This is a genomic window from Methylosinus sp. DMC45, from assembly GCF_056313885.1.
Genome location: NZ_JBQUZK010000038.1, coordinates 127,507 through 139,695, shown reverse-complemented (window position 1 = coordinate 139,695; position 12,189 = coordinate 127,507). Strand labels below are relative to the sequence as shown.

At 65.0% G+C, this 12,189-nt stretch carries 13 protein-coding genes; 8 read left to right on the top strand and 5 right to left on the bottom strand.

What is annotated here, in order from left to right; translation table 11 throughout:
* Positions 1 to 29: 29 nt before the first annotated feature.
* Positions 30 to 323, bottom strand: a complete 294-nt coding sequence (locus tag ACT53T_RS11380) for a hypothetical protein (RefSeq protein WP_476161278.1) — start codon at positions 321 to 323, stop codon at positions 30 to 32.
* Between the two features lie 397 nt (positions 324 to 720).
* Between ACT53T_RS11380 and ACT53T_RS11375 the strand changes: the two genes are divergently transcribed.
* Positions 721 to 2,970 (top strand): TonB-dependent siderophore receptor, encoded by a 2,250-nt coding sequence (locus ACT53T_RS11375; RefSeq protein ID WP_476161277.1) that lies wholly within the window; start codon positions 721 to 723, stop codon positions 2,968 to 2,970.
* 63 nt (positions 2,971 to 3,033) lie between these two features.
* Here ACT53T_RS11375 and ACT53T_RS11370 read toward each other — a convergent pair whose 3' ends face one another.
* From ACT53T_RS11370 to ACT53T_RS11360, 3 genes are read right to left on the bottom strand one after another with little or no spacing between them, the layout of a single operon-like run.
* Positions 3,034 to 3,627, bottom strand: coding sequence for a DUF1254 domain-containing protein (locus tag ACT53T_RS11370; RefSeq protein WP_476161276.1), 594 nt, complete (start codon positions 3,625 to 3,627; stop codon positions 3,034 to 3,036).
* Positions 3,624 to 4,196, bottom strand: a complete 573-nt coding sequence (locus tag ACT53T_RS11365) for a DUF1214 domain-containing protein (protein WP_476161275.1) — start codon at positions 4,194 to 4,196, stop codon at positions 3,624 to 3,626. The genes ACT53T_RS11370 and ACT53T_RS11365 overlap by 4 nt, the downstream gene beginning before the upstream one ends.
* Before the next feature lie 10 nt (positions 4,197 to 4,206).
* Positions 4,207 to 6,399: a transglycosylase domain-containing protein gene (locus tag ACT53T_RS11360; protein ID WP_476161274.1), complete on the bottom strand. Its 2,193-nt coding sequence runs from the start codon at positions 6,397 to 6,399 to the stop codon at positions 4,207 to 4,209.
* 154 nt (positions 6,400 to 6,553) lie between these two features.
* Here ACT53T_RS11360 and ACT53T_RS11355 point away from each other — a divergent pair, with 154 nt between their 5' ends.
* Positions 6,554 to 7,051, top strand: a complete 498-nt coding sequence (locus ACT53T_RS11355; protein ID WP_476161273.1) for a YcgN family cysteine cluster protein — start codon at positions 6,554 to 6,556, stop codon at positions 7,049 to 7,051.
* A 231-nt stretch (positions 7,052 to 7,282) separates the two neighbouring features.
* On the opposite strand, the gene ACT53T_RS11350 is transcribed toward ACT53T_RS11355, so the two are convergent.
* Positions 7,283 to 7,813 (bottom strand): REP-associated tyrosine transposase, encoded by a 531-nt coding sequence (locus ACT53T_RS11350; protein ID WP_476161272.1) that lies wholly within the window; start codon positions 7,811 to 7,813, stop codon positions 7,283 to 7,285.
* A gap of 258 nt (positions 7,814 to 8,071) precedes the next feature.
* On the opposite strand from ACT53T_RS11350, the gene ACT53T_RS11345 reads away from it, so the two are divergent.
* The 6 genes from ACT53T_RS11345 to ACT53T_RS11320 all read left to right on the top strand — a co-directional run bounded on the left by ACT53T_RS11345 (position 8,072) and on the right by ACT53T_RS11320 (position 12,154).
* A complete protein-coding gene (locus ACT53T_RS11345; protein ID WP_476161271.1) occupies positions 8,072 to 8,617 on the top strand; it encodes a hypothetical protein in 546 nt (181 codons plus the stop codon).
* Positions 8,601 to 9,899, top strand: a complete 1,299-nt coding sequence (locus ACT53T_RS11340) for a DNA-packaging protein (protein WP_476161270.1) — start codon at positions 8,601 to 8,603, stop codon at positions 9,897 to 9,899. The genes ACT53T_RS11345 and ACT53T_RS11340 overlap by 17 nt, the downstream gene beginning before the upstream one ends.
* Before the next feature lie 68 nt (positions 9,900 to 9,967).
* Complete coding sequence (locus tag ACT53T_RS11335) at positions 9,968 to 11,134, top strand: phage portal protein (RefSeq protein ID WP_476161269.1); 1,167 nt, start codon at positions 9,968 to 9,970, stop codon at positions 11,132 to 11,134.
* 61 nt (positions 11,135 to 11,195) lie between these two features.
* Positions 11,196 to 11,381, top strand: coding sequence for a hypothetical protein (locus ACT53T_RS11330; protein ID WP_018264293.1), 186 nt, complete (start codon positions 11,196 to 11,198; stop codon positions 11,379 to 11,381).
* Positions 11,382 to 11,552: a hypothetical protein gene (locus ACT53T_RS11325; RefSeq protein ID WP_476161268.1), complete on the top strand. Its 171-nt coding sequence runs from the start codon at positions 11,382 to 11,384 to the stop codon at positions 11,550 to 11,552.
* Positions 11,552 to 12,154 carry an HK97 family phage prohead protease gene (locus ACT53T_RS11320; RefSeq protein ID WP_476161267.1) on the top strand — a complete coding sequence of 201 codons (603 nt, stop codon included), beginning with the start codon at positions 11,552 to 11,554 and terminating at the stop codon, positions 12,152 to 12,154. The genes ACT53T_RS11325 and ACT53T_RS11320 overlap by 1 nt, the downstream gene beginning before the upstream one ends.
* Positions 12,155 to 12,189 lie beyond the last annotated feature (35 nt).

Here is a 12,189-nt window from a genome sequence, read left to right as displayed (position 1 = left end):
TTCTCGCGGGAAACGAGCCCGCCGACGCGCTATTCCGCCTTGGGCGCCGCGTCCGGCGCATGGCCGTCATGGCCGCTCTCATGTCCGCCATCATGGCCCGCGCCATGGCCCTGATGCATGGATTTCATGTGATCCATCATCATCTGATCATGCATCTGATGCATTTGACGCATCTCTTGCATCATCTTGCAGCATCCGCCGCCATGGTCGCCATGCTCCTCCTGCGGCGCTGTCGGCTTGGTCTCGACAGTGGTTTCGGCGAGCGCCGGCGCGATCGTCGCCGCCAGAAGAGCGGCCGCCAGTGTGGGAATGATTTTTTTCATCGCATCGCCCTCGCTATCGCCGGCATCTCCATAGGAAGTGGTCGCCGGCAGGCGCGAATGCAATGCGGCGACATGTCCGACCCCGACATAGCGCGCTGCCGGCGCGCATCGAGATTGCGAAGCGAATCCTGCGCTATATCAAGTGATTCCTGCGCTATATTATGGAATCAGCGCTCGTTTCTCGATCAGTTCATTTCTCTCCGGTGTCTCGATTGACCGATGGATTGGCATTCGGCTCATATTTACGACAAGCTGGCGCATTTGGCCGAGCCCGGCCTATTCGTATAAATATAGTACAGTTATATAGCGATCCCGCCGCATGGCGGGCCTCGAGGCGGTGAGGCGCGACGACGGCCGGTCCGATCCGGGACCGAACTTCAACACGCGGGGCTCTCCTATGCCGTCTACTCCACGCTTTCGATTCGCTCGTCCGACTCTGCGCTCCAGTGAGCGTGCGCTGCTGCTCGGCGGCTGCGCTCTGCTGCTTCCGGCGCGGGCTCACGCTCAACCAGTGGAGCTGCCGCCGATCGATGTCTCCGCGCCATCGGCCGCGCAGTCGATGATCGGCGAAGGCCGGCCGGAAGGCCGTAAGGATTATCTCATCACGCGCAGCTCGACGGGCAGCAAGGCCGAGCTGCCGAACTCTTTCGTTCCGCAGCATGTGACGACCATCCCGCACAAGATCATCGAGGAGCAGGCCCCGCGCACCATCACGGAAGCGTTGCAGAATGTCTCCGGCGTCAGCAGCCCTTATCCGAGCTATTATCCGCTCGATCAGCTCACCAGCCTCTATATCCGCGGCTTTCAAGTGAGCACGACCTTGCGCGACGGTCTTTGGGACCCGACGCCATTCGGCAACGCCTGGATCGGCAATCTCGAGCGCGTCGAGGTTCTCAAGGGGCCGTCCGCTCTGCTCTACGGCGCCTATTCCGGCGATGTCGGCGGCGCGCTCAATCTCGTGACGAAGAAGCCGCTTTCCGATCCGCATGCGACGATCTCCTCGGAGTTCGACACCTATGGAACGCATGCGGTTTCCGCCGACCTCTCGACGCCGCTCGCCGACAACAAGGATTGGCTCGTGCGGCTCAACATGCACGAGGGCGGCCACAGGCTTTTCGCCGACGACACATTCTTCGAGAAGCGTCACATCTCCGGCATGCTCCAGGGACAGCTGACATCGCAGGACGCCATAACCCTCGAAGCCGAATATCGCTGGCAGAACACGCATCCTTACAGCGGCCAGCCGGGCTTTGTCACAATGGGCAGCGGAGTCTCGGCGATTCTCGCGCCGCTCGCGCCGACCTCGCGCGACACGAATCTCTATGATCCGCGTTCCACCTATCGTTATCGCAGCGACGCTTTGCGCGCCGTCTACGAGCATAAGTTCGACGAAGACTGGTCGATCAAATCATCGGCGCAATACACGCTGACATCGCGCGATACGGTGTCGATCACCGCGACGCCGAGCCTGCTTTCCAGCGGGGCGGAGAAATTCACGCAATCCTATTCCGAGATTCGCATGGGGCCTGTCTATGCCGTGGATACGGACCAGATGCTGCATGGCCGTTTCTCGACCTTCGGACTCTCGCATGACCTCGTGCTCGGCGGACGCTTTGCCGACCAATGGTACAAGATGGACATGCGCAAGCCGACCAACGGCTTCTCGAGCTTTTATTTCAACGATCCGAGCTATCCCAATTGGGGCGTGCCGGCGCTGAATGTTTATCAGTATATGTTCGGCGATTCCGACACGCATCAGTTCAACGAATATCTCAACGACGTCGTCTCCATCACCGACCAGCTGCGCGTCTCCGCCGGCGCAAATCTGACGCAATATCGCTCTTTCTCGGAATCGGGCATGAATCCGCTGAAAATGTCCAGCTCCAAGTCGCGTGGTTCTGGAATCGGGTGGCGCGTCGGCCTGCTCTATGACTTTCTGCCGGGCTTCACCGCCTATTCGGGCTACTCGACCACATTCAAGCCGCAATATCCGAACACGACGAATGACGGGACGATACAGACTTTCGATCCGCTGAAGGGCGATCAAATCGAGATCGGCGTGAAGGCCGATCTCAATGACAAGCTCAGCGGCACGGCCTCGATATATCAGATCGAGCTCGACAATGTGACGACGGCCGACCCCGATCCGACTCGCGCGACCAATGGCTACAAGGTGCAGACCGGCAAGCAGCGTAGCCGCGGCGTCGAGATCGACGCGAGCTATAAGATCGCGCCGGGCTGGAATTTCCTGCTCGCCTATGGCCATACAGATGTGCGCGTCGTCGCCGATTCGACCTATGTCGTCGGCTCGCGCACGCCTTTCGTGCCGCAGGATACGCTGCGTCTGTGGAGCGTCTACGAGGTGCAGTCCGGCGACTTCGCTGGGCTCGGCTTCGGCGGCGGCATGAGATTCGTAGGCTCGCGCACCACCAATCTCATCTCGCAGACGACGCCCAATCTCGTCGCGACGCTCGGCGCCTATGCGACCTTCGACGCGCTCGCCTATTACAAATACGAGAACGCCAAGCTCAGCGTGAATGTGCGCAATCTCTTCGACGCGCATTACCGGGAGGCGAGCCCCAGCTCCGCATGGCTGTTTCCCTCCGAGCCGCTCAATGCGACCTTGCGGCTCGAAGTGACATTCTGATCGGCGCCTAAGACGAAGCGATCCATGGCGAGCCGTTGGATCGCTTCGTTTGCGTGAGGCGCCTCAGCTCTCCGGCTCGGCGACGGTCTCGCAGGAGACCGCGCGCAGGCGCTGCTCGGCGCGCTCGCGATCACTGGCGCGCTTGGCCAGCGAGCGCAGCAGCACGAAGCCGCGCATCGACGGCGCCGTCACATGGACTTGGCTCGGCGGCGCTTCCTCATCCTCGCCTTCGACGGCTTCTATTTGGCGCGCATCGCCGACCAGAACGTCGATCTTGCCCTTGATCGCCGAGCGATCCGTGGCGGAATGAAAGATGCGGCCCGTTCGCGCATGAAAGGAGAGCGCCAGCAGATCCTCGGGATCGGCGTCGGCGCGCACGCGCAGCAGGCCTTTGGAGAGATCGAAGAGGCAGACGCCTTCGACGAAAGCCGAATCTTCGAAAGGCGTGACCTCGGCGCCGGGCGCGGCGCGCGGCAGCAGAGCGACGCCATTCGCGGTCGTCTCGGCGCTCTGCGCCGCCGCGGCGAGGCGCGCATAGGCGTTGCGCGGCGCGACCTCCGGCATCAGCAGCACGGAGACGATGTGAACGGAGCCCGCGACGCAGAGGGTCGCGAGCGCCCAGGGCAGCCAGTCGAGATAGTCGCGAGAAATCTTCATGCGCAATGCAGCTTCACGATCTTCGGAAATGTCTGAGGGTCGGGCGCGGATTCGAGGTCGAGCGGCGTGTCATAGAGGCGCAGCGTCAGCACGAAAGGCTCTTTCGACACCGGCAGCCAATTGCCGGGCCGCGCCTGCGCGCCAATGTCGATCTCGAAGGCGCCGCCCTCGCGCCGCGCGATCTCGCTGGACGTGAAAGCGTGGCGATCGGCGGGATTGTCGATGAGGCGGCCGGCGACGCTGGTCGCGCCGAGCGTCCAGAAGCGCGCCGCGGGAGTGGTGTCAAAGACGCGATAGTCGCAGCGTCCATCGAGCGGCGCGCCGCTCGAATCCGTATGCGCGAAAAAGGCGAGGCCCTGATCGCGCCCGAGCGGCGCCTCGCCCGAGCGCGCGAGCACGGCGCGCGCATAAGGGTCGATTTCCGCGCCGCCATGGCGCGGCCAGGCGGTCCATGGCCCGACATGCAGCGCGCCGAAGCCGCGGCCGAGCCCGAGCGAGACGGCGGTCATCGCAAAGCCCAGCAGCAGGCCCGCGATCATCACGACGAAAGCCCTCAGATAATTGGTCATGCGAAATCCGTCAGCGCCGATCGGCGCGCTTGTCGGTGGAACGCGTCTGCGGCGGCGAACCGGCGGCGGGGCGCTTGGGACCGTCGAGCTTCATCTTCGACTCGATTTGTCCGAGCGCCTCCACGGCGCCGCGCGAGAGCGCCGCGGGACGCGCCGGCGCGCCGAGCTCCAGCGTCTTGGGCTGAGCGGCGGCCGCCGCTGCGAGCGTGGCGGGCGTGGCGAGTCCGCGGATCGGCTTGATGGCGATTCCTTGATGCGCATAGGCCATGATGTCGTGCCATGTCTTCGCCGGCAAGGTGCCGCCGGTCATGTTGGACATGCCCTCATTGTCGTCGTTTCCATACCATACGCAGCCGCCCATATTGCCGGTGTAGCCGCAGAACCAAGCGTCCTTATAACCATTGGTGGTGCCGGTCTTGCCGATCACGTCGATTCCCGGGCCGAGATTGGCGCGGCCGCCGGTGCCTTCGTCGATCACGCGCTTCATCATCGTGTCGAGCTCGGCGACCTTCTCGAAAGGCAGAACCTGCTCCTGCGGCGGCGCATCGCGATCATGCTGGTAGAGAATGTCGCCGCGGCTGTTGCGCACCTCCGTGGCTGCGTAGGGCGTCGTCTTCTTGCCGCCATTGGCGAAAGCGGCGTAGCCGGCGGCGTGCTCGATGAGGATGACGTCGCTCTGTCCGACCGGCAGAGAGGGCGTGTCCTCGAGCGGCGTGGTGATGCCGAGCTTGCGGCATGTCTCGATGATCTTGGCGCGCCCCGCATGTGAATCGCCATTGCCGATGGCGATCGACAATTGAATGGCGATTGTGTTGAGCGATTTGGCGAGCGCGAGCGAGAGCGGCAGCGAGCCGGCGTAGCCGCCGCTGTAATTGTGGACGCAATAATTGCCGATGCAGGTCGGGCGATCCGTCACCACCGTCGTCGGCTTGAACTTATTGCTCATCAGCGCGGTGAGATAGACATAGGGCTTGAAGGAGGAGCCCGGCTGACGCGCCGCCTCCGTCGCGCGATTGAACTGGCTCGCGCCATAATCGCGCCCGCCGACCAGCGCGCGCACGGCGCCGTCGAGATCCATGAAGGCCGACGCGCTCTGCTTGGCGTGATAGGAGCGCCCGCTCTCGCGCAGATTCTCCTCCACCACCTCGTCGGCGCGTTTCTGCACATTGGGATCGAGCGCGGTGCGAATGACGAGCACGCGATCGTCGCCGAACTTGCCGGCCTCGGCGAGGCGCTGCGCCTCCTTGAAGGCGAAGTCGAGATACCAATCCGGGCTCTGGTCGCGCTTGCGCTCGACCGGCGTCGCCGGATTGCGCTGCGCGGCGACGATCTGACTCTGCGTCATGAAGCCGGCGTCGACGAGATTGTCGAGCACGTCATTGGCGCGCGCGCGCGCGGCGGGGAGATTGACATGCGGGGCGTATTTGGTCGGCGCCTTGAACAGGCCGGCGAGCATGGCGGCCTCGGACAGCGAGACGTCGCGCACCGATTTGCCGAAATAGAATTCCGCCGCCGCCTGAATGCCGAAGGCGCCGCCGCCCATATAGACGCGGTCGAGATAGAGCTTCAAAATCTCCTGCTTGGTGAGACGCTCCTCCAGCCAGAGCGCGAGAAAGGCCTCGTTGATCTTGCGCGTGAGGGTGCGCTCATTGGAGAGGAACACGTTTTTGGCGAGCTGCTGCGTGATGGAGGAGCCGCCCTGCACCACGCCGGAGGAGCGCGCATTCACCGTCAGCGCGCGTCCGGTGCCGATGATGTCTATGCCGAAATGCTCGTAGAAGCGCCGATCCTCGGTCGCCAGCACCGCCTTGATGACATAATCTGGATATTGGTCGAGCGGCACGGCGTCGTCATGCTTGATGCCGCGCTGTCCGGCGACGGCGCCATAGCGATCGAGAAAAGTGATCGAGAGATCCTGCTTCTTCAGCCAATCGTCGCTGGTCATGCGCATGGCGGAGACCGACAGCGCGAGCGCGGCCATGCCGCCGGCGAGCGCCAGCGTCAGCGATTCGCAGCCGATCTCCACCGCGACCCGGCGCAGGCCGCGCACCTGGAAGCGGTTCATGAAGGCCGAGAAATTCTCATAGGCCTCGCGCGCGCCGCGGCTCGAGTCGAAGAGGCTCGAGTCGATATAGGCGTCGAGCGCCAGCAGAAGCCTTGCGGCCCGCTTGTATAAGCGCGAGGATCGAATAGGTTCGAGCAATTGCGCCGCTCCCTTGGCCCATCCGGGTGATTATGCGAACCAGGAGGCGGATGATAGCACTCCTCGAGCCGCCTTGACGATGGCCGGCCCGCAGGATCGCCGGCAGGATGAATAAAGCGCGCGCGGCGCGAAGGACGAGGGCCGAAGACAGAGCATGGCGAGGAATGGCGAAAAAGAAGCGGGCGAACCGTTCTGGATGAGGCCCTTGAGCGAATTGACGCGGGCGCAATGGGAAAAGCTCTGCGACAGCTGCGGGCGCTGCTGCCTGGTCAAGCTCGAGGACGAAGATAGTGGGGAAATCTATCATACGAGCGTCGGCTGCGACCTTTTGGACGGGGAGACCGGGCGCTGCCGCGACTATGCCGGCCGCCAGACCAAGGTGCCCGACTGCGTTCGGCTGACCGTGAAGGCGCTCGCCGGCATCCCCTGGCTGCCGCCGACCTGCGCCTATCGCCTGCGCGCGGAAGACAAGCCGCTCCCCGATTGGCACCCGCTTCTGACCGGCGACCCGTCCAGCGTCCACACGGCCGGCGTCTCCGTGCGCGGCCGCGTGGCGGCCCATGAGCAGGAGGTGGAGACCGACGATCTCCCCAATTTCATCGTGCTATGGCCCAAGCGCTGGCCGCGGCGCAAGAAGGGGCGGGCGGCGTGAGGCGGGGTTGTGATTTTATTCCTTGACAGCGGGACGCTGGTCCTATAGACAAGTCCCATGCTCCAGAATTGCGCTTGGGGCGAGGGACTGCGGCGGACGGGACCGCGAGCCTTCAGGCTCGCTCTTTCTGGGGCATCGCGCGTGCATCGGCGAGCGTCGAGCCCTCCCTAAAGCGAGCCTGAAGGCTCGCGGTCCATGTTGCGCTAGCGTCGCAATCGACCGCGAGCCGTCTCAGTCGTCTCGCAATCGCGCCGACGACCAACGCCAATCTCGGGGCTCGACCGCGAGGCCGGCCCGCACGGGATTGCTTTCGACATAGGCGATCGTTTGCTGGAGATCGCTTTCGTCGCGCATGTAGCGATCGAAATAGTCGCGCGCCCAAAAAGAGCCGCGAGCGCCGGTTCTCTCGTTGATTTTCGCGGCGCTGAACGCCTTCCAGCTTCGGACCGTCGCCCCGAGTGAAAAATTCGCCAAAGGCTCGACGACGACATGCGCGTGATTTGGCATGATCACCCAGGCGAAGAGACGAAACCGCGCACGGTCGAAATGGCGGATCGTATCTTCCACGATCTGCGCCACTATGGGGTTGGCTAGAGGCCGCTCATCTTCGCAACGATCGAGATGTGCGTCTATGTCGGCGCCCAGCGCAGACTTCGGCAAACGGCCCGCTGTCCTGAAGACGACATGCTGAATCCGTTCCGGCGAATCGAAGTGAGGCAGATAGCCGCGTGAATGCCAGCCTTTCGGAGATGAACGGCTCATTTGCATATAGCTCTCGTGTGGAGTTGCGAGCCCGAAGGCTCGCGGTCCGGCGCATCGGCCGCGCGCGATAGCGATAGATATCGGTCGGCGCAAACGCTAGCGAGAATTGGACCGCGAGCCTTCAGGCTCGCTCTTTCCAGCCACGGCGCGCGCCGGCTTGGCGAGCGTCAAAGAGCGTCCGTCGGAACATTTCGTAGATCGTCGAAAGCGAGCCTGAAGGCTCGCGGTCCGGCGCTTTCGTCCAATGGAGGCCGATGCATGGCGCCAAAGTCCGACGCGCGCTCGCGCGACATCCTATCGCAGGCGAAGCTGCTCTATGACGCAGGTGTGACGCCGCTCGCCGAGGTGCGGGCGATGCTCGGCATGAGCGAGCGCGCCTTCCACCGCTTTCGCGAAAACGAGGGATGGCCCATGCGGCCGTCGCCGATCAAGCGCAAGAGCGCCGAAACGCCCGCTACGTCGGAGCGGCAGGGCGCGCCGCCGACGCAGAAGGACTCGCGCAGCCTCATCGCCCGGCTCGAAGAGGCGGTGGAGCGCGAGTTTCTTCGCGCCGAAGCGGCCCTCGCGACATGCGGGGCAAAGGCGGCGCCGAAGACGATGGAGACGAGCGCCCGCGTGCTCGCGAGCCTGGTGCGCAGCCTCGCGGAATTGAAGCGCATGAATCGCGACGTCGGTTCGACGCGAGAGGAGGGCTTGCGTGTCCGAGACGTTTTCGACGACGAGCCTCCCCGCCAATTGGCCGAGCTCCGCGAGGAGCTTGCTCGCCGGCTCGAGCGCATGTGCGGCGATGGGCCGCTTGAATGAGCTGATCGACGGATTTTCCCCGCGCGAGCTCGAGACATTGCTCGCGGATTGGGAGTTTTGCGCGCGCGAGGATCAATGGCCGCCCATGCTCGCGCCGAATGGCGCGCCTTGGCGCGTATGGCTGATTTTGGGCGGCCGCGGCGCCGGCAAGACGCGCGCCGGCGCCGAATGGGTGCGCGCCATAGCGCGCGGCCGACCGCAATTCGCGACGCGCCCCTTGTCGCCGATCGCGCTCGTCGGCGAGAGCGCGGCGCATGTGCGCGATGTGATGATCGAAGGCGTCTCTGGAATTCTCGCCGTGCATCCGCGCCACGAGCGGCCTTTGTGGGAGCCGTCGCGCAAGCGCCTCACTTTCGACAATGGCGTCGTCGCGCAGGCCTTCTCGGCGGAGGATCCAGAGAGCCTGCGCGGCCCGCAATTTTCCGCCGCCTGGTGCGATGAGCTGGCGAAATGGCGTTATGCGCAGGAGAGCTGGGACATGCTGCAATTCGGGCTGCGCTTGGGGGATTGGCCGCGCCAGATCGTCACCACCACGCCGCGCGCGATTCCTCAGCTGAAGCGTCTGATGAGCGAGCCCGGAGTCGCGACGACGCACGCGACCACGCGACAGAATGCGGCGCATCTCGCGCCATCTTTTCTCGAGAGCGTCGTCGCGCAATATGCCGGCACACGATTGGGGCGCCAGGAGCTCGACGGCGAGATCGTCGAGGAGCGCGCCGACGCCCTCTGGACCCGCGATATGCTGGAGACCGCGCGCGTGGCGGAGGCGCCGGCGCTCGAGCGCATCGTGGTCGCCATCGATCCGCCAGCCTCCTCCGGCAGGCGCGCCGATCGTTGCGGCGTGATCGCCGCAGGAGTGGCGAATGGAATCGTCTTCGTGCTGCAGGATGCGACGCTCGCCGCGGCGCGTCCGGCGCAATGGGCGCGCGCCGCCGTCGCGCTCTATCACCGGCTCGAGGCGGATGCGCTGATCGCCGAGGTCAATCAGGGCGGCGAGATGGTGCGCGCCGTCATTCACGAGGCCGACCCCAGCGTCGCCGTGCGAGACGTGCGCGCGACGCGCGGCAAATATTTGCGCGCGGCCCCGGCGGCGCAGCTCTACGAGCAAGGACGCGTGCGCCATGTCGGCGCTTTTCCGGCGCTCGAAGACGAGATGTGCGATTTCGCCATCGACGGCTTGTCGTCGGGGAGAAGCCCGGATCGCCTCGATGCGCTGGTCTGGGCGATCCATTCGCTGGCGCTGGCGCCGCGCGCGAGCGAGCCGCGCATGCGACGATTGTAGCGAGCAGAGAGCCTCCGGCCTCTATTCGCTATTCGCTATTCGCTTCTTGCCTTTCCAACGGACATCTCATGCCCTCTTTTTTCTCCCGTCTCCTCGGCGCGCGCGCGCCGGAGCGCAAATCCTCGCGCGCCATGCTCTCGCTGCAGTCCATGGCCGCGCCGCAATGGACCGCGCGCAATAATGTCGCGCTCACCCGCGCCGGCTATGAGCGCAACGCCGTCTGCTATCGCGCCGTGCGCATGGTGGCGGAAGGCGCCGCCTCCGTGCCCTGGCTCGCTTATGAAGGTCGCGCGGAGACTCCCGAGCATCCGTTGCTGCGCCTGATCGAGCGCCCCAATCCTTCCGACACGAGCGTCTCCTTTCTCGAGGCGCTGATCTCCAATCTGCTGCTCTATGGCGACGCCTATGTGGAAGGCGCTTTCGTCGATGGGCTCTTGCGCGAGGCCTATTGCCTGCGTCCCGATCGGATGAGCGTCGTCGCGGGACGCAATGGCTGGCCCTCGGCCTATGTCTATTCCGTGGCGGGAGACAGCGTGCGCTATGACATTCAGGGGCGCGGCATAGAGCCGATCCTGCATATTCGCCTGTTCAATCCGCTCGACGATATCTATGGCTTCGCGCCGCTCGCCGCCGCGCAGACGGCGGTCGACACGCATAACGCCGCGAGCTTCTGGAACAAGGCGCTGCTCGACAATAGCGCGCGGCCTTCCGGCGCGCTCGTCTATGCCGGGCCGGAGGGCGGACATCTCACCGATGAGCAGTTCGAGCGCTTGAAGCAGGAATTGGAGGAGAATTTCTCCGGCGCCTTCAACGCCGGCCGGCCGCTGTTGCTGGAGGGCGGGCTGGATTGGAAGGCGCTGTCGCTCTCGCCGAAAGACATGGATTTTTCCGAGACGAAAGCCTCCGCCGCGCGGGAGATCGCGCTCGCTTTCGGCGTGCCGCCATTGCTGATCGGCCTGCCGGGCGACAATACGTTTCGCAATTACGAGGAGGCCAATCGCGCCTTCTGGCGCCAGACGATCATTCCGCTCGTGCGGCGCTTGCAGAAGGCGTTTCACGCCTGGGCGCAGCCGGGCTTCGGGCCCTTCCGCTTGGACTATGACGCCGACCGCATCGACGCGCTGGCGCAAGAGCGCGCGTTGGAGTGGAGCCGTATCGGCGGCGCCGCCTTTCTCACCGTCGACGAGCAGCGCGAGGCCGCGGGCTATGGCCCGATGGGTAAGCCCGCGAAATAGTCGCCGGATCGGCAAAGCATCGAACGAATCCCTGCGCGCAATCGCCTCTGAAAGGCGTCCAATGTCCGAGATCGTCACCTCCATTATCGAGCGCGGCGATCTCGCCCATCTCGCGCTGTTTCTCTGGGCGAGCGCCGCGACCGCCTTTGCGCTGCGCGCCTTGCGCGAGCTGGGCGCCGCGACGCGGCGGCTCGACGCCTTCGTCCGCGAGCTCGCGCGCTTCAACCGCCGTTATGGGAGCGAATGAATGAGCCAGTCCGTGTCGCCTCTCCGCTTCGTGAAGCGCCGCGCGCGCAAGCCGCTGCGCCTCGAGCCCGAAGTCGTGTTCAAGACTTTTGTGCGCGCCTTGCAGCGCCTGCGTGAGCCGCAGCGCGGCGGCGGCCCCGCTGCGATCGGCGCGACGCGGGAGACGGCCTGATGGCGCGAGATATCCACATTGCGAAGCCGCCGCTGGAGACGAAGCGCGCGCCGCTTCCCGCGGCGATCGGCGCCGACGGCGCCTTCGACGGCTATGCGAGCCTCTTCGGCGTGCGCGACGCTTGCGGCGATATCGTCGAGCGCGGCGCCTTCGCCGCGAGCTTGCGGCGACGCGGCGCCGCGAGCGTCAAAATGCTGTGGCAGCATCGCGGCGAGGAGCCGATCGGCGTATGGACGGAGATCGCCGAAGACGCGCGCGGATTGAAAGTGCGCGGTCGGCTCGATCTTTCGGTCGTGCGGGCGCGCGAGGCCTTGTCGCTGATCCGCGCGGGCGCGCTCGACGGCCTGTCGATCGGCTTTCGCACGCTTCGCGCCGCCAGCGACGCCGAGAGCGGCGCGCGGCGATTGCTCGAGATCGATCTCATCGAAATATCGATCGTCACCTTTCCTGCGCTGCCGCAGGCGCGCATCGCCGTCAGTCCCGCTTTGGCGACGGCGCCGGGTCATGCGGCCGCGCAGCTCGCGCAAAAGCTGGCGACGATGCGCATGCAGTTCGCCACGAGACGCTTCGAGGCGACGCTGCAGCGGCTCGCCGCAGAGTAATGCGCGCTCGCGGTTCGTGCCGCGCGTGAAGATCG